Genomic DNA, 26,461 nt, shown 5'->3' on the forward strand with positions numbered 1-26,461 from the left:
AAAGCTTTAGCAAGCTGTTAATAATAATATTGGCAAATTGAAAAAGTGTACGAATAGTGTTAAAAAGTTAAAATCATCCGTCATATAAGATTAAATGTAACATTTTAGATTATAAAAAATAATAAGCGTTCATATATAAGGTAGCAAAACAAATCACTTTGTTAAAAAGTGCGTTGTAATGAAGCCGACAATTGTAATAAATCATGCATGATTTATTGTATATTGTCGGCTTTTTTTAATGAAAAAATTACCTAACATAGCAAGTTATAAATCAAAGTAATTCAATCTGCTAACACTAAAATTAATGTCAAAACAAAGGAGAACCCACTATGCTCACATCGCTTAATGTATCAATACTGTTAATTATATTTTTTATCACGGTCATCATTTCTGTATTGAGTGGAATAATATTTTTATATTCACGTATACCATTGGCGTATGTGCGTATACATATATTCTTAGTAGCATTACCACCGCTTGTAGCGTTTATCGGGCTGATAGGCGCGCCGAAAAATATAGAGGTAGGATTTTGGTATTCAGATTTTCTAGCATGGTTAATGGCCTTTTTCGTCTTAATCATTGGCTTAATCATTCAGCGTTATTGTGTGCAGTATCTAATGGGTGATCGAAGTTATAGAAAGTACTTCACTTTATTTACCATTACCACTAGTTTTGCTGCAATGGCTTGGTTAACTGGTGACTTGCGTATTATGGTTATCAGTTGGGGTGTAACTTTACTTGGTTTAACGATATTAATTAGCCTAACGAGCGCATGGAAAGTGACGAGAGCGGCTGCAAAAGTAACTGGCAAATTATTTTTGTTAAGCTGGGTAGCATTATTGTTGGCAGTAGTATGGATTGCATCCCTAACTGGTGAATGGCAATATACAGCAATTTTCACAGACGCGAATTTAGCTCAAATCAATGCGTGGGAAAGTTTTGGTATTAATATGCTCATTATATTAGCGGTTATGGTTCCAGCTGCACAATTTCCGTTTCAAAGATGGTTAATAGAATCAGTCGCAGCACCAACACCAGTGTCGGCAATTATGCATGCAGGTATCGTGAATGCGGGTGGTATTATATTGGCAAGATTCTCACCGATATTTAATGGTGATATTGCAACGTTCGTCTTGTTATTGTTTGCGAGTATTTCTGTACTGATTGGTGCAGGTATAAGTTTAGTGCATGTAGATTATAAACGTCTTTTAGTTGGATCAACAATTGGGCAAATGGGCTTTATGTTAATCCAGTGTGCAATAGGTGCATATATTCCTGCGATTATCCATTTGATTTTACACGGTTTATTTAAAGCGACGCTCTTCTTACGTTCTGGTTCAGCAGTACGTCACTTTAATGTACCAAGTCGTGCTAGTGAGAGAATGTCATACTTATGGATTGTATCAGGACGTGTATTAGCTTTAGCGATTGGTTTAGGTTTTTGGCTTACATCTCCTGGAGAAGGCTACCGTTTAGTGAGTGGGCTCATCTTAGCTTGGTCATTATCTGTATCATGGACACAACTTGTTGCATTTGGAGAAGGGAAATTCGGACGTATCATGGGATTATTGATACTCATCGTCGTTGGCTCGGTATACTTTATCGTTCATCACTTCTTCGCTAGTGCCTTACATACGATGACTTTTAATAGCGTTCAACCACCTATGCTTATCGTTGTAATTGTAGCTCTAATGCTCTTAATTGGTAGTTTAATGAGTACATGGGTTGCACGTAATCGTTCATCGGTTGCATTTTCAATATTATATATGTGGCTTGTACGTATCGGCGATGCAAAAGCTGAAACCGTAGAACGTCATCCAAACTATCTTAAAACATACTTAACAAAAGGAGGACACTAAAATGGGAGAATCAAACAGAGCGACAGATTATGCTTCGCATAGCAATGTTTATGATATTCGGACACTAATTGAGGCTGCAAGTAAGGTTATTGTCCCGTTATCACCCATTTCAGTGTTTGCGGCAAGAAGTCCGTGGTCTGGGTTAGAGGATAAAACGTTTGATGAAGTTGCACATTGGCTCAAACAAGTGCGAGAAGTAGATATTTATCCTGCGATAGCGAGTATATTAGAAGCTAAGAAACAAGGCGAAATAGACGAACGAATAATAGAGGAACGATTTCAACAGTGGTTGGAGCAAGCGGCACTCGCAATTCCAAGAGAAAATGCGATGAAATTTGGACTTAATGCCTTAAAACTACACCCTTTAAAATCAAATCAGCATATACAAGGGCAAGTCGATGTATTGGCGCAACAGTTAGAGGATTTAGATTTATTAAGCGATGCCAAAGACTCGATGGCGTTATTGTCTACGTATGTAATGGATGAAAATAATAACAAATTAATCGATACTGTGGATTATCATGTTATTAAATGGTGTAAGTTATTTGTCGATGATGCACAATCAGGGTGGACAATGCCTAATCGTGAAAAAGGATTGTTTTATTCATGGCAACGTTTAATCCAATATGATCCAGCGTTAACGAAGCACCAACGTGCTCGATTGAAAACTTTACCGGATGACGCTGAGTCATTACTTAGAACAGCATTGTTAAAACTAGGCATTGTTGAGGCGGATATGCAAAGCTATTTAGAGAATCATTTATTATCATTACCAGGTTGGGCAGGCATGATGTTATGGCAGCATGAAAATAATAGTAAAATGGAGTCGTTATTATTAGATTACCTTGCGATTCGCTTAGGCATGGAGTGGGTAATCATGGAGCCATATTTATCTGACATGCCTACAAATGACACATTAGAGAATCAATCTATTTCGTTAGCGGATAGTATTTTGTCATGGTTACAATGGGGTGGCTTTACGGCACAACAATGGGGAAAATTAACAACACAAGAACAACAACACCATGTGCTGTTTGCGGCTCAATTTAATGATCAATTACGACGTAAATTGTTGTTAGAGGCTTGGGAAGCCACATATAATCAGCAATTAAGAAAGATTATTGCACCTGAAAAACAGGAGCAGTTAGAGAATGACACAGCGCTCGCACAAATGGCATTTTGTATAGATGTGCGCTCTGAGCCATTTCGTAAACAAATTGAATCAGCAGGTCCTTTTGAAACGATAGGTATTGCAGGTTTCTTTGGTTTGCCAATTGCGAAAAACGAGCTTGGAAATCAACATAGTCATCCATCTTTACCTGTAATGAATAAGCCACAGCATAAAATCAAAGAATATACACAGGAAAAAGAACCTACTATATTCAGACAACGTAAGCATGTACTTGAATCGGTCACTTATACGTTTAAGAAAATGAAACAAAATGTGTTGCCAAGTTTACTTTTACCGGAACTCAGCGGTCCATGGTTAACACTACAAACATTTACTCGCAGTTTCATACCAAATCGTGTAGGAAATGTGATTCACAAGTTCTATGCAGGCTGGTTACAAAAACCAGAAGATACAGCACTTACACTTAATCACCATCATCGTAGAGAAGATGGGTTGCCGGTAGGATTTACAGAAGATGAGAAGATAAACTATACACGCCAAGCCTTACGATTAATGAACTTGACGACAGATTTTTCACCTTTAGTAGTTATGTGTGGTCATGGTAGTCAAAGTGCGAACAACCCATACGCTGCCTCGTTAGATTGTGGTGCATGTGGTGGTGCAGCAAGTGGTTTTAATGGCAAAGTATTGGCGCAACTATGCAACTTGCCAGAAGTGAGACAAGGGCTAGCACGCAATGGTATTCAAATTCCAGAGACTACAGTGTTTGCAGCTGCAGAACATCAGACTTCTGTGGACGTGTTAGAATGGGTTTATTTACCAGAATTACCAGAAGCTGCGCAAAAAGCTTATGATGCTATTGAAGCAGCAATGCCGAACGTCAGTTATTATGCTAATGAACAACGTTTAGCACAATTGCCAAATAATAACGTAACGAAGAAAAATCCTGTTAATGAAGCACATCGCTTATCAAATGATTGGAGCGAGATAAGACCAGAGTGGGGATTAGCTAAAAATGCTTCCTTTATTATTGGAGAACGTGAGCTAACAAAGCACAGTGACTTACAAGGTAGAGCGTTCTTGCATAATTATGATTGGAAAAACGACCAAGATGGTAGTATATTAGCAAATATTATTGGTGGACCTGCAGTTGTAGCGCAATGGATTAACTTACAATACTATGCTTCTACAGTTGCGCCACATTATTATGGTAGCGGTAGTAAAACAACACAAACTGTGACAGCCGGCATTGGTGTTATGCAAGGAAACGCGAGTGACTTGTTAACAGGTTTACCTTGGCAATCCGTGATGTCATCAGATGATAAAATGTATCATTCACCTATACGTTTACTTGTAGTAATCCAAGCACCCGAAAACTTTGTGAAAGAACGCTTGGAAGCGGATAAAGCATTCCAACAAAAAGTACAAAACGGTTGGGTGAGATTAGCAACGATTGATGAAGATGGCCAATGGCATGACTGGTCCACGGATTATTAAGTTGTATTTGAATGTCATGTAATCGAAGGTCTATAAAAATATTGATATATTATCGTGCTTAATTTATTAAATAAAATATAAATGATTTCCCGGGTGATATTGTAGAACTATGGAGAAAAGTATGCAAAAATGATAATGTTATCTTTATTCAAATAATTATCTAACTTAACCTCATTTTGGTTCTACAGGAGATGCATACTAAATGAAAACAACCAAAGGCACTTACGAGTCTGAAATCAGCAAAGCAATTACACAATGGGAAAAAGACTTCCTTGGCCGTGGCTCTCTTTCTGTAAAGACAGATATATTGCGCGATATGATTATTGTGAGTTTACAAGGTGTATTGACACAAGCAGAGTATAAAGTTTGTGAAACTAACGAAGGATTAGTAACAATTAAAAGAACACGCTCAAAACTTGTGGAATCTGGTATTGAAGCACTTGATGACATTGTATTATCCATTACTGGCGAAGAAGTCAAAGGTTTTCATACAGATTTAAGTTCTCGCACAGGAGAACGTGTGATGATTTTTAAACTTTATAATAATCTTGAAAAACAATTTAACGACTAATATTTATCAGTTTCAACCTAATGCGTACAATAACCAAATGAAAACGAGTGATGGTTTTATAAATCGTATTTGTAGTATTATTACTGACTGGTGTTAGAGAATCATAATTTTTAATTATGGTTCTTTTTCTTTTGTAATGTTTAATAGTTATAAGGAACATCAAAATTTTGAATTCTAAACTAAGATGATGAATTATTATAAAATATTAGCTTATGTAACAATGTTTTTTGTAACAGTGAAAAGTCGAAATTCAGACTGTCGATTGCGCTAAGACACTAAAATATTTTTGGTTTTTCAGATAAAAGATGCGGAAATGCTTTGAATATGTGCAAAATTTTAATAAACTATTATAAGGTTGCAGATATTTAAGTTAGCTATATAAGTAATAAGCCTTTTTATGACGTGGCATAAAGCAATTAAGGCATAATTCTAATATGAATGAAGTTGTTATGATCATGGAGCGGAAGGTGGATTTGTTTTAAAGAAAATTTAGTTATAATAGAATGATAATGTGTGTCGTACTAAGGAGGAAGTATAGTTGAATCAAATCAAAAGCATCCTTTATTCATTAATTGAACCATTAACAAAGCCAGAAACTTATCAAACATTGATATCGAATATCATTATGATATTTGTTTATATCGTTGTGGCTTGGATTGTCTTACGTTTCATAAATAAAGGAATAGCGCAATTCTTTAAAATACAAAATAAAGGTAAAAAAGCGAATAAAAAACGTTCGAAAACTTTAATAGCATTAGTTCAAAATGTAGTAGCATATGTGGTATGGTTTATAGTATTGACTACAATTTTAAGTAAGTTTGGTATAAGCGTTGGAGGCATTATTGCCAGTGCTGGTGTTGTTGGTTTAGCAGTTGGTTTCGGAGCACAAACAATTGTTAAAGATATTATCACAGGTTTCTTCATTATTTTTGAAAATCAATTTGATGTAGGAGATTATGTTAAAATCAATAGTAGTGGTACTACAGTAGCAGAAGGTACAGTACAGTCAATTGGTTTACGTTCGATGCGAATTAATACGATTACGGGTGAGTTAACCACATTACCTAATGGTAGTGTGGGTGAAATTACAAACTATTCAGTAACGAATGGTGAGTCAATGGTAGAAATACCAGTTTCCGTCGAAGAGGATATTGATAAAGTAGAAGAGATATTAGTGGAACATTTTGAAACAATGCGTTCTAAATATTATTTATTTATATCAAATCCAGAAGTAGTTGGTATTAACTCCATTACAAGAGATGAAATTACGCTGTGGATTTCTGCTGAAACAATACCAGGAGAAGGATTTTCAGGTGCACGTATTTTAAGAAAAGAGATTTTGAAGGTATTTAAACGACATGAGATTAAAATACCGAAACCTATGATGGTGCAATATGACGCGAATCAACAAAATAATGCTTAAGATGTTCGGAGGTGTGACAGAATGACATCAAATTACGGTTTAAATGATATTGTAGAGATGAAAAAACAGCATGCATGTGGCACGAATCGTTTTAAAATCATTCGTGTAGGTGCAGACATCCGAATAAAATGTGAAAACTGTCAAAGAAGTATTATGATTCCAAGACAAACTTTTAATAAAAAACTAAAAAAAATATTAGTGTCCCACCAAGATACTGAAAATAAGGAGAATGAATAATGGCTTTAACAGCAGGTATAGTTGGTTTGCCCAACGTAGGTAAGTCTACACTTTTCAATGCAATCACAAAAGCAGGTGCACTGGCAGCGAATTATCCTTTCGCGACAATCGATCCTAACGTAGGAATCGTAGAGGTTCCAGACAGCAGATTAGACAAATTAACAGAAATGGTAGAACCGAAGAAAACAATTCCAACAACATTTGAATTTACAGATATTGCTGGGATTGTTAAAGGGGCTTCTAAAGGTGAAGGACTTGGTAATAAATTCTTGTCACATATTCGTGAAGTAGATGCAATTTGCCAAGTAGTACGTGCATTTGACGATGATAATGTGACTCACGTTTCAGGACGTGTAGACCCAGTTGATGATATCGAAGTAATCAATATGGAATTAGTATTGGCAGATTTAGAATCTGTTGAAAAACGTTTGCCAAAAGCAGAAAAAATGGCGAAACAAAAAGATAAAGATGCGGTGAACGAAGCACGTATTTTAGCAAGAATTAAGGAAGCCTTAGAAGAAGGGGACCCTGTTCGTAGTCTTGAATTTAATGATGAAGATCAAAAATTTGTAAATCAAGCACAGTTATTAACTTCTAAAGAAATGTTATATATTGCTAATGTCGGCGAAGATGAAATTGGCGATGAAGATAATGAAAAAGTTAAATTAATTCGTGAGTATGCGAGTAAAGAAGATTCAGAAGTTATCGTAATTAGCGCTAAAATTGAAGAAGAAATCGCAACACTTGAAGATGAAGATAGAGAAATGTTCTTAGAAGACCTAGGCATTGAAGAACCTGGTTTAGATCGTTTAATTCGTACAACATACGACTTACTTGGTTTAGCAACTTACTTTACTGCAGGCGTCCAAGAAGTACGTGCATGGACATTCATCTCTGGAATGACAGCGCCACAGTGTGCGGGTATTATTCATACTGACTTTGAGCGCGGTTTTATCCGTGCTGAAGTAACAAGCTACGATGATTATGTTGAATTCAATGGCGAAAGTGGTGCCAAAGATGCTGGGAAACAGCGTTTAGAAGGTAAAGATTATATTATGAAAGATGGCGACGTAGTTCACTTTAGATTTAATGTGTAAACAAACATAGCTAATGCTTTCACATGAGCTTCCCTAAATTTTTAGGGAAGCGTTTTTTATAAATAAATAGGGTTTATCAGTCATATTTGTGTATTTCAGATATTTAACCGAGGGTATAATAAATTAAGGTGATAAGAAGCGCGTTTTTAATGTAAAAATTTCTAATTTTAAAAAACAAAAGATGGGCCCGGGACAAAAGAAGGATATTCTTATGTCCTGGGCCCATAATATAATTTATTAGAAGGAAACTATTATAAATATTAAGATGTGAACCAATCTGTACTTACATTTGGTCCGGTGTAATTCGCATCTACATTTTGGTTTAATTCAGGTGATGCATAACTATCAGTATATTGCCATAATACGTGTTCACGAGTAGGTTGGTCAGGGTTGTAATTGGCAACCCAGGTACCATCATATTCACTGACAGATTCTGAAGCGTGTTCTGCCATGAAATTTTCATAAGAATAGAATAGGACTTTTTTATCACCAGCTAAACTTTTCATTTCATCATACCATGCAGATGTACTTTCTTCTGAAGAGCCTGAAGTGACTGTATCTTGCTCAAAGTCATTGATGTAAAAGCTTGCTTTAGGTGCGCGATTATATAAAGTTTGAGCTTCGTAACGTGCATCTTCAGGATTTTCATACATACTATAAGAATATACACCAAAGTCTAAGCCTTGCTCGTCTAATAAAGCTGAATTATGCTCTAATGAAGCATCAACTTTTTCAGAACCGTATTGTGCACGAATAATGATGAAATCATAATTAGCTTTAAGGTCTTTAACTTCTTGTTCAGTTAAGTCACCTTGCCATTCTGAAATGTCTAAAATACGTTCGCCTGATTGGGTTGTGCCTGCTTCGGATTGTGTCTCGTTCGAATTATTTTCAGAACTTCGTTCAAATGATTTTTCAGGGTGTTTTTCAATGTATTGTTGGTAACCATACCCCATAGTTCCTTTTTGGTTTGATGTATCTCCAGCGGCGTGTGTTACGTTCATTGCTAACGTTGATGCAAATAATACACTTACAGTGACTAAACCTTTTTTGATTACTGAAACCATAGTTTGCTCCTTTTATATGTAATTGATATTTCTAAAAAATATATGCTAAACAAATACATGATTATAATAAAATGAACTCAACTGGTATGCTATTAGAATTAAATTGATTTAGCAACCATATATTTAGTGGCATATTTTTTCTATTAAAATTAAATATTAATAAAATAAATACTTGTTATAATAAAGTATTCTGTGAAGGGTTTTTAACTAGTATTTTATAGACGTTAGACCGTGTTTCATATGAAACATTCTTGTATTTTTTATAGCATATTAAAGCAATGGTCATTGTAAAATGTAAAGGGCTGTGCTATAATTCTTGATTGTGAGTAATGAAAATTATTCCTTGCTTGTCACAAATGATGATGAGCCGCATAGACCACAAGGAGGTGCAATTATAAATGAGAACATATGAAGTTATGTACATCGTTCGTCCGAACATTGAAGAAGATGCTAAAAAAGCTGTCGTTGAACGTTTCAACGGTATTTTATCTTCTAACGGATCAGAGGCTTTAGAAGTTAAAGATTGGGGTAAACGTCGTTTAGCTTATGAAATTAATGATTTCAGTGAAGGTTATTACAACTTAGTACGTATCCAAGCTGAAGACAATGAAGCTACTGATGAATTCCAACGTTTAGCTAAAATCAACGATGATATCATCCGTTATATCGTAATTCGTGCAGACGAAGATAAGACTAAAAAATAATAATTGGGGGTTCGTTTAAATGATAAATAGAGTTGTTTTAGTCGGTCGTTTAACGAAAGATCCAGAATATAGAACAACACCCTCAGGCGTGAGTGTTGCGACTTTTACTCTAGCAGTAAACCGTACGTTTACAAATGCGCAAGGGGAACGCGAAGCAGATTTCATTAATTGTGTCGTTTTTAGAAAACAAGCAGATAATGTTAATAACTACTTATTCAAAGGTAGTTTAGCTGGCGTTGACGGTCGCATTCAATCACGTAGCTACGAAAACCAAGAAGGACGTCGTATTTTTGTAACTGAAGTGGTTTGTGATAGCGTTCAATTCCTTGAACCTAAAAATCAAAATCAACGTCATGCCCAAGAAGGAAATAACAATTTCCAAAACTTTGGCGGACAACAATCAGGTCAAAATACTTCTTCTTATCAAAATAATAACAATAACAATAATAACAACAACAATAGCAATAATAATTCATCGAATAATAAACAATCAGATAACCCGTTTGCAAACGCAAATGGACCTATTGATATTAGTGATGATGATTTACCGTTCTAATCTACAAACATTGTGTGAATGTCAATGTAGATCGTCGAAATTATATTATATATGTGTGAAATTGTATTATATGTGTGTGAATGTGTGAAATAAGCTCTTAATCTAAATAGGGCTTATAGAAATATAGAAAAAGAGATTAAGCAACCTCAGGTTGTTTAATCTCTTTTTCTATAATACATAAAACCTCAAAGCCAACAAAATTCTATTACTCAAATTATAATGATTAATATAAACGAAATGTTACGTTTAATAAGTTTGGTTTTATCATATATTGCTTCAATAGGTTCTTCAAAAATGAATGATTCTAGAAATCCTAGTGTTATTAAATATAAAATAATTCATTGTTACGCAATCTCCTCTTAATTTATTAAAAAAGTGATCTCAACTGTAAAAATTAACGTACCTTTTTTATATCAAAAAATCAGAATATTCTTTTTTATAGTAATTGAGCGAAATTGAATTGCCTTCAATTCGACAATTAATTTTACTTTAAAATTATTAATATTTGGTTAATAATGTTTCGAAAAAATAAATAAGGGAATTTATAAAATTATCTATAGAAATATAACCAAACTCATATGATTGAAAAAAACATTGGATAATATTATTATAAGTATGTACTGTATATTGATAGGAGGTTTGCAATTATAAATGGAAACAAAATTATTGTCTTATGCACAAAACGAAATATTACAAATTGAACAATATTATGAAAACACTAGTATAAATAATATAGCTGGTGTTATGCATATGAGAAATGGCTTAGAGTACGAAGAAATAAATGAAGCTTTTAATAAGCTAGTGAGAGATCACGAAAGTCTTAGATTGAGAATAACTAAAAAAGATGGGGTGTACCAACAGTATTTAGCAAACTTTCAATATAAATATTACGATTATTTAGACTTTTATCAAGATGAGGTCTCTTATAAGAAATGGGTTAATGAAAAGGCTAGAACGAATATTTTTGCCTTAAATGATGATTTATACAAAGCTACAATTGTAAGGCTTCCAGAAGGACATAACGGTATAGTTTTGTTACAAAACCACCTTATAAGTGATGGTTGGAGTATGACCATTGTTGTGAATTATCTAATTAAGATATTAGCAGGAAAACCTGTTGATGAATCTGATAGCAACTCTTATCTAGAAAATATTGCTTCCGAATCAAAATATGAAAATTCAAATAGATTTGATAAAGATAAACAATTTTGGTTAGAAAAACTGAAGAACTTTGAAGACAATGCGCTTTTTGAAAAGACAACGTTAGGCAGCGCTGTGGGCAAAAGAAAAAGTATCAGTTTATCTAATATAGATACCAAAAATATCAAAGCATTTTGTGAAGAGAATCAGTTAAGCATAAGTAATCTATTTTCTGCTATTATGCTTATTATTAAGTATAAAAAAACACTTTCTAATATAAATTCAGTCGGATTACTCATACATAACAGAAACAGTAAAAAAGAGAAAGCGTCAACAGGGGTTTATTCAAGGGTTCTACCGATGATAGTGGAAATAGATAAAAATCTATCAATTAAGTCATATTTGGATAAAATAAAAATTGAAACATTTAATTTATTAAAACATAGAAAATACCCTTATGATTATATTGTTGAAGATAGTGGAAATAAAAGAGGCTTGCTAGATTGTTTTATATCTTTCCAAAATACTCAGTATAATGCAGAATTTATAGAAGATGGATTTTCAGACGAGTGGTTAGATTCAGGTACTAATAATGCACCATTAAGTGTAAACGTTAGTAATAGAAGTAGTAAAAACGGCTTGGATATTGACTACGATTATCAAATTGATGCATTAGATGAGAAGGGTGTATATCAATTACACGATACTATTTTAAATGTTTTGAATAGTATGATAAACAATCTAGAACAAAGTATCAGTGATATTGAAATTGTGACAGGTGAAGAAAAAGAAAAAATACTTCATGAATTTAATGATACGCATTTACCATTAAATAATGAGCAAACATTTGTGGAACGTTTTGAAGAACAAGTGGAAAAAACGCCTAATCAAACAGCAATTACTTACGAAGGCCAAAGCTTAACTTATCAGTCGTTAAATGATCGTGCAAATCAATTGGCATATCAATTACGAAATGAAGGTGTAAAACCCGACACGCTTGTTGGGATAATGAGCCGACGTCGTTTAGAGATGCTAATCGCTATATATGGCGTCTTAAAAGCAGGAGGCGCATACGTGCCAATGGACCCTGAACATCCAAGTGAACGAATTAATTATATTTTAAGCGATAGTCAACCTCGTGTGTTGTTAACTGATGAAGATATGGATCCTGCTATTGACTATGAGCGTACTGTTATTAATATTACTAACAATTCACTGCTATCAACCATGCCTACAAGTAATTTGCCACGTGTTACAGACGTTTCTAATTTGATGTATGTAATTTACACTTCAGGAACAACTGGTAAGCCAAAAGGTGTTATGGTTCCCTACAAAGGTGTACTTAACAGACTGAATTGGATGATTGATGAATTTAATATCGATCATCAAGATACAATTTTATTTAAAACGCCATTTACATTTGATGTATCAATATGGGAAATATTTGGCTGGGCGATGATAGGTGGACAAGCAGTCTTACTACCTTCTGGTGAAGAAAGCAACCCAGAAAAAATTACATCACTAATTCAACATCATAGAATTTCAATGGTACACTTTGTACCATCTATGTTAAGCGTATTTATAGACTTTATTAGAACCACATCAAGTGCAAGTGCTATTGATTCACTTAATTACGTATTAGCCAGTGGTGAAGCCTTGAAACCTGAGCAAGTAAATCGCTTTAATCAACTAATCGGCAAAGAAAATAGTTCATTGCTAGTAGATTTGTACGGACCAACAGAAACGTCAATCGAAGTGATTTATTACCCTTGCCATGATCATAAATCATATGAGGAAATACCAATTGGTCGACCAATTGCAAATACTCAAGCTTATATTTTGAATGAAGAGAACAACCTTATGGGCATCGATGTACCAGGAGAATTATGTATCGGTGGCGTAAGTGTGACAAGAGGTTATTTAAACCGCCCAGAATTAACACAAGAAAAATTCATTGATAACCCATTTGGAGAAGGCAAGCTGTATCGCACAGGTGACTTAGCAAAATGGGGCGCTGATGGACTTATTGAATATCTAGGCCGTATGGATGAACAAGTGAAAATACGTGGTTACCGTATTGAGCTTGGTGAAATCGAAAGTTTATTAGATCAAATTGAAAATATATCAGACGTAGCAGTAGTTACAAAATCAATGGCTGGTAATGAAGACTTGATAATTTGTGCTTACTTAGTTTCAGATAAAACAATTGATTTTGAAGCAGTCAGAGAAATACTCAGTAAAAAATTACCGGAATATATGATTCCAAGTTATATAACACAAATTGATATGTTACCAGTAACTTCAAATGGTAAATTGAATAAAAAAGAATTACCAGAAATACAAGTTGAACATAGAGATTATGTGGCTCCAAGAAATGATATAGAAGAAAAAATTGCTGAAATATTTAGCAAAGTTTTAAATGTTGAAGACATCAGTATTTTTGATAACTTCTTTGAAATAGGAGGTCATTCGCTAAAAGCTATTAGTGTTATTAATGAAATAGAGAGTAAAATGGCGACCCGTTTACCATTAAAATCTGTTTTTGAAAACCCAACAGTAGCACAACTTACTAAAATTATAGAAAACCAAGCGAATGATTCAAGCAACCATGAAATTCCAGCTGCTGAAGACAAAGCGTATTATTTAGCCTCTTCACCACAAAAACGTTTATATGTACTAAATGAAATGGTAGACGGACAAACAGCTTATAACATGCCAAGTATGTTAGAAATACGAGGAGATGTGGACGTTGAACGTGTGCAAAGTGCATTCCAAGAATTAGTAAACCGTCATGAAGTATTAAGAACACACTTTGATACAGTAAAAGGAGAACCTGTTCAGATTATTGAGGAACAATTAAACATTACTGTAGATTATGAGCTGTCGCATACTGAAGATTATGAATCATTACTAAATAAATTCATTAGACCGTTCAATTTAGCTCATGCACCTTTGTTAAGAGTGAAAATTGTTAAATGTGCTGAACAACGTTACGTACTTTTATTTGATATGCATCACATTATTTCAGATGGACTATCTATTAATTTAATCATTAAAGAATTTACAGCACTTTATAAAGATCGCATTTTAGAGGATTTAAAAATACAATATAAAGATTATAGCGAGTGGATGAATTCACGTGATTTAAATGTACAAAGAGAATTCTGGCTGTCTCAATTTAAAGACGAAGCGCCAGTTTTAGATTTGCCTTATGATTATTCAAGACCAAATCAACAAAGTTTTGTTGGTAGAACAGTAAGCATGAAGATGCCAGATGATACTAGAAATGCAATTAATCAATTAGCGCAGGCAACAGGTAGTACAGATTATATGGTTTTATTATCATCATTTATGGTGTTATTAAACAAATATAGTCGCCAAGAAGACGTTGTCGTGGGCAGTCCGATTTCGGGACGTACGCATAAAGATACTGAGAATTTGCTAGGTATGTTTGTTAATACATTAGCAATGCGTGCGCATCCAGAAAGAAATAAAACGTTTAATCAGTTATTATCTGAAGTGAAAGATACATCATTAAAAGCATACGACAATCAGGAATATCCGCTAGAAGAACTAGTAGATGAAGTAGTTGAAAAACGTGATTTAACACGCAACCCATTATTCGATGTATTATTCACTTTACAAAATAATGAAAAAGGAAGTCTTCAAATCGATGATTGGTCAATTGAACAAAAAGAACCTTCCTATATAAATACTAAATTTGATTTAAGTATGACTATTGAAGATGATAATGGTTACAAAATTTCTTTAGAATATGGTGAAGAATTATTTAGTCAAGATACAATTGAACGCATGTTAACGCACTTTATCGAGATACTTTCTAATGTTGGTAATAATCCTGAACAAAAAATTAGTGAAATAGAAATGGTAACTCAAGACGAAAAAGATGTTATTTTCAATAAATTTAACGATACGAAAGTGCCGTTCAATAATAATCAAACATTCGTCGAACGTTTTGAAAATCAAGTAGCTAAAACACCTGACCAAATAGCAATTACTTATGAAGGTGAGAGCCTGACTTATGAAGCATTGAATGATAAAGCGAACCAATTAGCAAATTACCTACGCATAGAGGGGATACAGGCTAATTCACTTGTCGGATTGATGACAAATCGCCATTTAGAAATGATAATAGGCATTTATGGTATTTTAAAAGCGGGCGGCGCTTACGTACCAATCGATCCAAATTATCCAAGTGACCGTATCAACTATATTTTAAAAGATAGTGCACCAACTGTTTTGCTAACTGATCAAATGCTAGATACAACAATTGAATTTAATCAAACTGTGTTAAATTTAACAGATGACTCAATGGTTTCAACACAACCAACAGATAATTTATTACACGTTACCGACGTATCTGACTTAATGTATGTAATCTATACATCGGGTACAACTGGTAAACCAAAAGGTGTTATGGTGCCCTATAAAGGTGTGATGAATCGATTGAATTGGATGATTGATCATTATCATATTAGCTCTGAAGATACAATTCTATTCAAAACGCCATTTACATTTGATGTTTCTGTATGGGAAATCTTTGGCTGGGCAATCATTGGTGGACAGACAGTCTTACTACCTTCTGGAGAAGAGAGTAACCCAGAGAAAATTACAGAATTAATCCAACAACATGAAATATCAATGGTACACTTTGTGCCATCTATGTTAGGTGTATTTGTCGACTTTATTAAAACAGCGAATAAAGCGAGTGATATTGCATCCGTTAATTATGTATTGGCAAGTGGGGAAGCTTTAAAAGCAGAACAAGTAAACCAATTTAACACATTAATAGGTGAGCAAAATAATACTTTGCTAATTGATTTATATGGACCAACAGAAGCTTCAATCGAAGTTATTTATTATCCTTGTCCTGCCGGTCAAACCTATGAAGAAATACCAATTGGTCAACCAATTGCAAATATACAAGCCTATATTATGAATTCAGATAAGAATCTCATGGGCATTGGTGTACCAGGTGAACTGTGTATTGGCGGTGTTGGTGTGACAAGAGGATATTTAAATCGTCCTGATTTAACATCAGAAAAATTCATCGACAATCCATTTGGTGAAGGTAAATTATATCGTACAGGTGACTTAGCGAAGTGGAGTGCTACAGGTGATGTAGAATATCTCGGTCGTTTAGATGAACAAGTGAAAATCCGTGGTTATCGTATTGAATTGGGTGAGATTGAAAGCTTATTACGTCAAATCGATTTTATTTCTGATGTTGCAGTAGTTGCTAAACCAATGGCAGGAGAAGAATTAGCGATTTGTGCTTACTTAGTTTCAGACGAGCAAATCGATTTTTATGATATCAAAACGCAGTTAAGTAAAAAATTACCAGGTTACATGGTTCCGTCGTACATGAGTCAAATCGATATATTACCTGTAACATCAAATGGTAAATTAGATAAAAAGAAATTACCTGAAATTAAAGTTGAAAGCAAGACTCACGTTGAACCTACAAATGATGTAGAAAGAATGCTTGCTAGTATTTTTGAAAACGTTTTAAATATTGAACGCGTAAGTATACATGATAACTTCTTTGAAATAGGAGGACATTCACTTAAAGCAATCAATATTATAAACAAAATCGAAGGTGAAATAGGTGTACGATTGCCCTTGAAAGTTATCTTTGAAAGCCCGACAGTAGGACAACTTTCAAAAGTTATAGAGGAGCAAGAAAATGGCGTAAGTGAACGAAATATCCCTCAAGCTGAGGTCAAACCATATTATTTAGCTTCTTCACCACAAAAACGATTATATGTTTTAAATGAAATGGGAGAAGGACAAACTGCTTATAATATGCCAAGTATGTTGGAAATAAATGGTGACGTAGATGTCGACCGTGTTCAAAATGTATTCCAAATTTTAGTAGAACGCCACGAAGCGTTAAGAACACATTTTGAAACAGTGGATGGCGAACCAGTCCAAGTTATAGATGAATCGGCAAATATATCAGTAGATTATGAAGAATTTTATACAGATGATTACGAGAGTTTGTTAAATGATTTTGTGAAGCCTTTTAATTTAAGTCAGTCGCCATTATTAAAAGTGAAAATTGTTAGATTTTCTGAACAACGACATGTCTTATTATTTGATATGCATCATATTATTTCAGATGGCTTCTCTATTAACCTGATCATTAAAGAATTCACGGCTCTATACCATGAAAAAGCTTTGAATGACTTAAAAGTACAGTACAAAGATTATAGTGAATGGATGCACACACGTGATTTAAGTGATCAACGAACATTTTGGCTGTCTCAATTTGAAGATGAGGCTCCTGTTTTAGACTTGCCTTATGATTATTCAAGACCGAAACAACAAGGTTTCACAGGTGAAACAGTTACAGCTGAAATGCCAGAAGAAACAAGAAACGCATTACATCAATTAGCACAAACGACAGGCAGTACGGACTATATGATTCTATTATCTTCATTCATGATTTTACTTCATAAATATAGTAGACAAGAAGATGTTGTGGTAGGTAGCCCTATCTCAGGTCGTACCCATGAAGATACTGAAAATATATTAGGTATGTTTGTTAATACGTTGCCAATGCGTGCTTATCCTGAAGCCAATAAATCATTTGAACAATTATTAGTTGAAGTGAGAAATACAGCATTAAAAGCGTATGACAATCAAGAGTATCCATTGGAAGAACTAGTTGAAGAAGTAGTGGAAAGACGTGATTTAACACGTAACCCATTATTTGATGTACTCTTTACCTTACAAAATAATGAACAGCAAAATCTTCAAATTGAGGATTGGGAAATTGAAGCAAAAGAAGCAACGAATACAAATGCTAAATTTGATTTAAACATGACAATTGAAGATGATGGTGCATACCAAGTATCAATAGAGTATGGTGCTGAGTTGTTCAAACAACAAACTGTTGAGCGCATGTTAAAACACTATATGCAAATATTAACTGAGATTATTCATAATCCAGGACAAAATATTAGTGAGATTGAAATGATTACAGGAGAAGAGAGAACACAAATTCTTGGAGAATTTAATAATACTCACGTACAACTGGATAATAAGCAAACATTTATTGAACGATTTGAACAGCAAGTAGCTAAAACGCCGGATCAAACAGCAATCACTTATGAAGGTGAAAGTTTAACTTACCAAGCACTAAATTCACGTGTGAATCAATTAGCACATAAATTACGTGCAGAAGGTGTGAAAGCTGATACACTTGTCGGTTTGATGGCTGATCGTGGTTTAGAAATGATGATAGGCATTTACGGTATTTTGAAAGCAGGTGGTGCATATGTACCAATTGACCCAAATAATCCTAGTGACCGTATCAATTATATTTTAGAAGACAGTCAGCTAACTTTATTACTTACGGACCGCACGTTAAATAGAACAATTAATTATGATAACAAAGTGATTGATTTGGCTAATAAATCTACCCTTACAGATTTATCAACAGATAACTTAAAACATATTACAGGTCTTTCTAATTTAATGTATATTATTTATACATCGGGTACTACTGGCAATCCTAAAGGTGTTATCGTATCTTACGAAGGTGTAATGAATCGACTTAATTGGATGATTGATAAATATGATTTTAATAATGAAGAAACAATTTTATTTAAAACGCCATTTACGTTCGACGTTTCAGTTTGGGAAATTTTTGGATTTGCGATGGTTGGTGCGCAAGCAGTTTTACTACCATCCGGAGAAGAAGGTAATCCAGATAAAATTACATCACTGATTCAAAAACATGAAATCACGATGGTGCACTTTGTGCCTTCTATGTTAGGTGTGTTTGTCGATTATATTAAATCAGCTGATAAAATGAGTGATATTGCGTCAGTTAATTATGTACTCGCAAGTGGTGAAGCACTAAAAGCAGAACAAGTGAACCGTTTTAATACATTAATCGGTGGACGAAACGATACATTATTAATTGATTTATATGGGCCTACAGAAGCTTCAATTGAGGTGATATATAATCCATTACCTGCAAGTGAGGTATATGATGTGATCCCAATTGGGAACCCGATAGCGAATGTCCAAATTTATATTTTGAATAATAATAATAATCTTATGGGTATTGGTGTTCCAGGCGAACTTTGTATTGGTGGTATCGCTGTGACAAAAGGCTATTTAAACCGTTCGGAATTAACACAGCAACAATTTATTGATAATCCATTTGGTGAAGGTAAATTATATCGTTCAGGTGATTTAGCAAAATGGAGAACAGATGGTCAAATTGAATATCTAGGTCGTATTGATGAACAGGTGAAAATTCGTGGTTATCGTATCGAACTTGGTGAAATTTCCAGTCATCTACTTCGAATTGATCATGTTTCAGATGCGGGTGTAATAGTTAAACCAATGGCTGGTGAAGCTTTAGCGATTTGTGCATATTTAGTGTCAGATGAAACACTTTCATTTTCTGAGATTAAAACAGAATTAGCTCGAAAAGTACCAGATTATATGATTCCAGCTTATATGACACAAATTGATCAGCTACCTATAACTTCTAATGGTAAATTAAATAAACGTGCATTGCCTGAAATTGAAATTGAAAGACAAGCATTTGTTGAACCTAGAAATGATATAGAAGCAAATATTGTTAAAGCAATTGAAGATGTATTAAATACTGATAAAGTAAGTGTTTATGATAATTTCTTTGAAATTGGTGGTGACTCTATAAAAGCAATTAAACTTACGTCGCTATTATCGAAATCATATAATATTTCTATTAAAGATATTTTCGAACTACAAACGACTGATCGGATAAGTGAGTCACTTGTCGGTAAAGATAATACAAATATTTTAACAAAATTAGCATCACTCAAAGATATTAACACGGAACATACACATCAATTTAGTAGCGAATTTATTCAAAAAATAAATGGATATAAACAAGACAGCGCTAAAAAATATGATATTATTGGCTCAAATGCAGCGAAACAAGGTAAAAAAGCATTACTTACAGGTGCTACAGGATTCTTTGGTGTCTACTTATTGAATAATTTATTAGAAGAGACAGACTTTGACATATATGTAATGGTTAGAAGTAATAAAGATATTGACGGGGAAACAAAATTACATCGCAATTGGGTTTATTACTTTGAGTCTCAAATAAATCCTGAATATGCTAACAGAATTCATATCATTGAAGGAAACATTGAATCTGAGCAACTAGGTATGGATGCTAAAACTTACGATGAGTTATCTCAAAATATTGATATAGTTGTTAATGCTGCAGCGAATGTAAGTCACTTTGCGACGAAAGATGCTTCTTATGGTGTGAACGTACGTGGTATAGAGCAGTTAATACAATTTGCTAAGGACAATCAATTTAAAGAGATTCATCATATGTCTACAATTTCTATTGCATCAGGTCAAGTGAAAGACAAATCACAGCTAACATTTTCAGAATATGATATAGATATTGGCCAAAAACTTAATAACGTTTATCTAGACAGTAAAATAGAAGCTGAAAAATTATTAATTTCTAGTAGAGAACAAGGCATTGAAACTAATATATATAGATTAGGTAACTTGCAATGTGATTCTCTTACAGGAATATTCCAAAAAAATGAAGAAAATAATGCTTTCTACAGTATTATTAAATCATTCAAGAACCTACAAATATTCCCGGATTTAGAAAATGATGATTTAGAATTCACTTCTGTGGATCAAGCAGCCGAAGCATGTAGTAAATTGATTAAAAATAATCAATTAAATAATGAAATTCATCATATATATAATAATAATCACCTTCCACTCAAACAATTAATGAGTGTATATAACCAAAACAATTATAATATTAAAGATGTACAGTGGAATGAGTTTGTGGATTATTTAATGGAATGTATTCAAGATGATGTAATGAGTGATGAAATCAATGACTTCTTACTTCACACTGGTATATTAGATAATAATATTTTCAATAAATCTCACTTTGAAGTATTAGATTTTAAAACTAACTTTATACTCGAAAAATTAAACTTCAAATGGCAACCTATAGAAAACGTGACATTATCTAAAATGATTAGTCATCCAAAAAATAATTTTTAATACAACATTGAAGCAGTATAATAATTATTTACTGCTTCAATTGTTTTAATTTAACAAACGATGTGGAAGTGTAACTGTGAAAATTACTGTGTATGTATTAGATACGTGCTCTTTCATTTATCAAAACGACAAAAGAAATACTAGATATTCTGAATTGTTTAAGTATTATTGCATACGTGAACATACGGGGCATCATTTTGATGATATACAATTCAGCAAAGAAGAATATGGCAAGCCTGTGTTGCACATGCCAAGTGGTATTCATCTTAATGTTTCACATACTGATGGGTTTTCGGTGTGTGTTGTCAGTGATAAAAATGTTGGCATTGATATAGAAAAAATTGAAGCTATTGATTTAGATATTGCTAAAAAATATTTTGCTTTAACAGAATCCCAATATATTATGAATGCACAAAATTCGGATGTTCAGTTCAATCGTTTTTTTGAAGTGTGGACAATGAAAGAATGCTATTTGAAGTTACTTGGTATTGGTATGTATAAAGAACTAGATTCTTTTTCAATTACGCCAGGGCGAGAAAGTTATAATATCGTTGAAACAGAAAAAGATATGAGTCAAAGCTTTTCATTTTTTCATAATCTCGTTTTTGAAAAATACGCACTATCAGTTATTTTGGAAGCAACTAACCAAAATTTAGTTGTAGAGCTATTAGATATTACAAAAAGATTTAATACAGAATTTATACTTTAAGGGGTGAGTATATGACTGACACAACGTTGTTTTGTATCCCGTTTGCAGGGGGAAATAAAACATTATATTATCCAATGAAAAATAATTTACCAAGTCACATTCAATTTAAACCATTAGAATTGCCTGGCCGTGGCGAAAGATTTATTGAACCTGCTTTAGATAGTATTGATGATATGGTTGATGATTTAATAAACCAAATTATTAAAGAAAAGCCTGAAGAATTTATATTATTAGGTTATAGTTTAGGTACAATTTTAGCTTATGAACTTTATTACAAACTTGATCAGTTAGGCTATCGACCTAAACACATGATTCTTTGCGCTAGTGCAGCTATAGGCTGTTTAGATAGAAATAACGGTATAGAATACATGGATGATATAGAATTTAAACAGTTTATTAAAGACAAAGGTGGTACACCAGACGAGATTTTAAACCATGAAGAGCTCTGGGAACTTGTTAAACCAGCCTTAAAAAACGACTTTTTAGCTATAGACTACTATTGTAATAAACCAAAAGAGAGACAGGTAGAAATAAATTTATCTGTTTTTGTAGGCAAACAAGATTCAATTTGCGACAATAATTTATATAAATGGTCAGAACTAACAAAAGGTGATGTAGATTATCGCTTTTTTGAAGGAGATCATTTCTTTATTAATAATCATTATGAAGATTTAAGCGAAGAAGTTAAATTAGTTCTAAATGATTAAAAAATTTAGAGGGAATTGAATTTATTTCAAGTAAATGATGTTTATTTATCTGAACGTGTTGACAAATGGTGGATAATTTTATAACATTAGTAGTACACATACACACACAAAGATTTAGCACAATGTTTCACACGCATTTTAAATCTTTTAATAATAGAAAATAATAGCACATTAGTCATTATAAATAATGGATAAATATTCAAATTTGACGGTAAAAAAACAACTTAAAAGGAGGCAGTTTTCATGGCAGGTGGACCAAGAAGAGGCGGACGTCGTCGTAAAAAAGTTTGTTATTTCACAGCAAACGGTATTACACACATCGACTATAAAGACACAGACTTATTAAAACGTTTTATCTCAGAACGCGGTAAAATTTTACCACGTCGTGTAACAGGTACTTCAGCTAAATATCAACGTATGTTGACATTAGCTATTAAACGTTCTCGTCATATGGCATTATTACCATATGTTAAAGAAGAACAATAATAGATATTGTATCTGAAAACCCCGTAAGCTTATGCTTACGGGGTTATTTTTTGTGGTTTTAATTAACCAGAATTATTTTGTATCCTTAATATGGGAGAGTTTTATTATTACGTGAGCTAGGTGAAGGATAGATTTTTGTTTCTAATCATCGAAAAAGGGGTAATTGAATAAAAAGAATATAAATTAATCTTTGATTTTTGTAACTGTGAAATATAAATCGTAACATATCGAATCGGGAAGTTTTTGTACACGAAAAGCCTAAATAATAGAAAGTGATTTAAAGCAACAAACTTAATTATTTCAAGTTTGGAGTGATGATAATGGAAGTATTAGCGTTGGTATTTCATTTATTGTGTTTAGTGATTGTGTTAATTACAGGATTTTTCGCATTAAAAGAATTTAGAAAACCCATGAATGAACGTAACCAAAAACGAATTGATTCACTTTTAGTACTGGTACTTATAGTTGCATTGGTTGCTATTTTATCTAGTGTAATCATGGATATTTGAATTTGAGGCTGAGACATACTTATGTCCCAGCCTTTTTATGCTCAAAATTCAAAATAATGATTATGCTTATATAAAAATATTTAAAATAATGGCATAAAACAAAACTATGTTTTGTAAATAATCTGATAATATTATAAGATGAGACAATAAGGTGTTGTGCAAGGAATGGATGTTTATATAATATCGTGTTTTAAAAATTTGAAATAGGGGATGTTGTTATGAAGTACAGGATTAGTTTGTCATTAGTATTAGCAACGAGTTTATTGTTAAGTAGTACAGTTGCAACTGCACAAGAGGGTAATTCTAATAATCGCGCAGAAGAAACTAAAAATGAAAATACAAGTAAGGCAATAGATTTTGAAAAAGCACAAAAAATGAGTCCACAGGCGTTGAAAAATCAGTTAACACCAGAAGATTTAAAACTACATGATAAAGTTGCAGAACATAATTCAGTAGAAACGAGCACATTTGCAAATAGAGCGTATCAAGACGTTAATACATACATAGACAATAACAACATACAGCCTGCAGAAATAGTGCAAGATTCTCGTATGAATAATTTACCTAAATATAATTATAAATCAGGGGAATTTATCGGTGTCGTTATTCATGAAACTGCAAACCCTAATAGTACAATCGATGGTGAAGTAAATTACATGTATAATAACTACAATAATGCCTTTGTTCACGCATATGCAGGTAGTGATAAAATTATACAAACCGCACCAAGTGATTATTTAGCGTGGGGTGCTGGAGCGAATGCAAACCCCTATTTTTATCAAATAGAATTAACAAGATCTAACACATTTGATGGTTTTGCTAAATCTGTGAACAACCAAGCTTATTTAACTGCTAAAATGTTAAAACAAAACGGACTACAACCTTCACTTGCAGATAACAATCAAGGAACTGGCACAATTATCAGTCATAACGCAGTTAGTCAATACTGGGGCGGCACAAACCATACAGACCCTGTAGGTTATTTTAACCAATGGGGTTATAACATGAACCAGTTTTATAGTTTAGTTCAGAAACACTATAAAGAATTAGGTGGCGAAGATGACGATGCCATTACAGGTTCTACTTATAAAGTAGCTAAAGGGGATACCTTGTATAGTATATCTAAGAGAAGTGGCGTAACAATTGATAATATTAAAAAATGGAATGACTTAAATGACAATACATTATCCATCGGTCAAACATTGAAATTGACAGACCCTGATAGTAACGACGACAGTATATCAGGTGATACACATAAAGTAGTCGAAGGTGACACTTTATATAATATTTCTAAAAGAAGCAAAGTGAGTATTGAAGATCTCAAAAAATGGAACAATCTTGAGACAAATAATATCAGTAAAGGGCAAACACTCTACTTAGTTAAAACATATACTGTTAAAAAAGAGGATACCTTGTATAGTATCGCTAAGGCGCAAGACACAACAGTAAGTAAAATCAAATCTGATAACAATCTAGATTCAAACAGTATTAAAACGGGACAAATTTTAAAAATAAAATAGACTTGTAATATTCAGTTAGTTTTAATTTTTTAAAAAGCTGTTAGGTATCTTTGCGATATCTAACAGCTTTTTCATATTTTCAGTATATAATAATTAACTTAATAAAAATATGCATTCAAATAAAATGCTCTATAGAAATAAATCCTATAGAGCATTTTATTTTTTAATATAGCACATCATATTTTTGTAATGACCTTTTGGAATATCGAAATCAGACATGAACTTATTTTAGGTCTACGCCTTCTTTTATACCATCTTGATGCCCTTACATGAAAGCATCTATGTGCATAAAATCATTAGTTATAATTACAGCTAATAGTATAATGAATAAGTCAAAAAAACAAGCTCTTACTGTCAAATGTTTCTTTTTCTTACAATAATAAAGTCCTATAAGTAAAATAACTATGATGGCAACTATTAATTCTATAGTAAAAAACTTCTGAAAATTTAAAAAAATAATTAATTAATATAATAAAGTAATTAAAATTTTTATGGTATATTAAAATTAAATAGAACTGTAATAGTTTTTTAATTTAGGCGCAATGAATAAAGCTAAAGTAAGGAGAAGTATATTTATTTATTTTAAACTTTTTGATTTACATCATTTGTATCATAATATTAATAATATCGATTTTTCTAATTCGTGGCGAAATGGGGAAATGCAAACAAGATAGAAATTTAAAAAAATTAAATTTTGCTAGTTTATTAGCTCTATTTATACCCTTGTTACTCTTAGTTTTAGAATCTGTCGAATATTTTTTAAATAATTAAAATTAAGGAGTGATCATATGATAGCTGAAAACATCAAATATCCTTTTATTAAATTATTGTTTGATGTAGTTGGTGTTTTAGTTTTTATTGCCTTGCTATTTGTATTTGGGACTAATTTTTATATAGAAAGTGATTCTAACGGAAATTTTAATACGGGAATCACAATAAGTGGGAGCAATGCGCTCGTTTTTAGTATCCTACTTTGGGTGACAATTATTTGTGCTTTAACATCCTTTGTATTGAAAAAAATAAAATAATGGAAATATAGACCTTTAACCGTCTTACTATCTTTGATAGTGGGGCGGTTTCTATACTTTAACCTGCTATAAATACTCAGATAATATAATCTTACTTAGTTATTAAACTTGTTTTCCTATAGTAAAGGAAAAATCATCCATT

General features: G+C 32.9%; 16 protein-coding genes. 15 read left to right on the forward strand and 1 reads right to left on the reverse strand.

The genetic code is table 11. From position 1 onward, the window contains the following. The first annotated feature begins 329 nt into the window (after positions 1-329). The 6 genes from M4L39_RS01800 (at position 330) to ychF (ending at position 7,816) form a co-directional block, all read left to right on the forward strand. On the forward strand, positions 330-1,859 hold the full coding sequence (locus tag M4L39_RS01800) for an NADH dehydrogenase subunit 5 (RefSeq protein WP_277580458.1): 1,530 nt from the start codon (positions 330-332) through the stop codon (positions 1,857-1,859). Position 1,860: 1 nt separating this feature from the next. Further along, the gene (locus tag M4L39_RS01805; protein ID WP_277580459.1) at positions 1,861-4,488 is read left to right on the forward strand and encodes a DUF2309 domain-containing protein; all 2,628 of its coding nucleotides are present in this window, start codon (positions 1,861-1,863) and stop codon (positions 4,486-4,488) included. Between the two features lie 202 nt (positions 4,489-4,690). After that, a complete protein-coding gene (locus M4L39_RS01810) occupies positions 4,691-5,059 on the forward strand; it encodes a DUF2294 domain-containing protein (protein ID WP_277580460.1) in 369 nt (122 codons plus the stop codon). Positions 5,060-5,597: 538 nt separating this feature from the next. After that, positions 5,598-6,482, forward strand: a complete 885-nt coding sequence (locus M4L39_RS01815; RefSeq protein ID WP_277580461.1) for a mechanosensitive ion channel family protein — start codon at positions 5,598-5,600, stop codon at positions 6,480-6,482. Between the two features lie 21 nt (positions 6,483-6,503). Continuing rightward, positions 6,504-6,719, forward strand: coding sequence for a DUF951 domain-containing protein (locus M4L39_RS01820; protein WP_046836920.1), 216 nt, complete (start codon positions 6,504-6,506; stop codon positions 6,717-6,719). Beyond that, complete coding sequence (gene ychF / locus M4L39_RS01825; RefSeq protein ID WP_277580462.1) at positions 6,719-7,816, forward strand: redox-regulated ATPase YchF; 1,098 nt, start codon at positions 6,719-6,721, stop codon at positions 7,814-7,816. The genes M4L39_RS01820 and ychF overlap by 1 nt, the downstream gene beginning before the upstream one ends. Positions 7,817-8,076: 260 nt before the next feature. Here ychF and M4L39_RS01830 read toward each other — a convergent pair whose 3' ends face one another. Further along, positions 8,077-8,883 (reverse strand): GH25 family lysozyme, encoded by an 807-nt coding sequence (locus M4L39_RS01830; RefSeq protein WP_277580463.1) that lies wholly within the window; start codon positions 8,881-8,883, stop codon positions 8,077-8,079. A 398-nt stretch (positions 8,884-9,281) separates the two neighbouring features. Here M4L39_RS01830 and rpsF point away from each other — a divergent pair, with 398 nt between their 5' ends. From rpsF to M4L39_RS01875, 9 genes are all read left to right on the forward strand, one after another. Next, positions 9,282-9,587: a 30S ribosomal protein S6 gene (rpsF, locus tag M4L39_RS01835; protein ID WP_002511967.1), complete on the forward strand. Its 306-nt coding sequence runs from the start codon at positions 9,282-9,284 to the stop codon at positions 9,585-9,587. Positions 9,588-9,606: 19 nt separating this feature from the next. After that, complete coding sequence (ssb, locus tag M4L39_RS01840; protein WP_277580464.1) at positions 9,607-10,143, forward strand: single-stranded DNA-binding protein; 537 nt, start codon at positions 9,607-9,609, stop codon at positions 10,141-10,143. A gap of 651 nt (positions 10,144-10,794) precedes the next feature. Next, positions 10,795-21,360 carry a non-ribosomal peptide synthetase gene (locus M4L39_RS01845; RefSeq protein WP_277580465.1) on the forward strand — a complete coding sequence of 3,522 codons (10,566 nt, stop codon included), beginning with the start codon at positions 10,795-10,797 and terminating at the stop codon, positions 21,358-21,360. A gap of 76 nt (positions 21,361-21,436) precedes the next feature. Further along, positions 21,437-22,069: a 4'-phosphopantetheinyl transferase family protein gene (locus M4L39_RS01850; protein ID WP_277580466.1), complete on the forward strand. Its 633-nt coding sequence runs from the start codon at positions 21,437-21,439 to the stop codon at positions 22,067-22,069. A gap of 11 nt (positions 22,070-22,080) precedes the next feature. Further along, positions 22,081-22,776, forward strand: coding sequence for a thioesterase II family protein (locus M4L39_RS01855; RefSeq protein ID WP_277580467.1), 696 nt, complete (start codon positions 22,081-22,083; stop codon positions 22,774-22,776). A 243-nt stretch (positions 22,777-23,019) separates the two neighbouring features. Beyond that, the gene (gene rpsR / locus M4L39_RS01860; protein WP_002506086.1) at positions 23,020-23,262 is read left to right on the forward strand and encodes a 30S ribosomal protein S18; all 243 of its coding nucleotides are present in this window, start codon (positions 23,020-23,022) and stop codon (positions 23,260-23,262) included. Between the two features lie 320 nt (positions 23,263-23,582). After that, entirely contained in the window at positions 23,583-23,771 is a 189-nt protein-coding gene (locus M4L39_RS01865) for a hypothetical protein (protein ID WP_277580468.1), read from the forward strand. A gap of 218 nt (positions 23,772-23,989) precedes the next feature. Further along, positions 23,990-25,291 (forward strand): LysM peptidoglycan-binding domain-containing protein, encoded by a 1,302-nt coding sequence (locus tag M4L39_RS01870; RefSeq protein WP_277580469.1) that lies wholly within the window; start codon positions 23,990-23,992, stop codon positions 25,289-25,291. A 788-nt stretch (positions 25,292-26,079) separates the two neighbouring features. After that, entirely contained in the window at positions 26,080-26,319 is a 240-nt protein-coding gene (locus M4L39_RS01875) for a hypothetical protein (protein ID WP_277580470.1), read from the forward strand. Positions 26,320-26,461: the final 142 nt, after the last annotated feature.

This window comes from Staphylococcus equorum (assembly GCF_029531845.1).
Taxonomy (GTDB): Bacteria; Bacillota; Bacilli; order Staphylococcales; family Staphylococcaceae; genus Staphylococcus; species Staphylococcus equorum_C.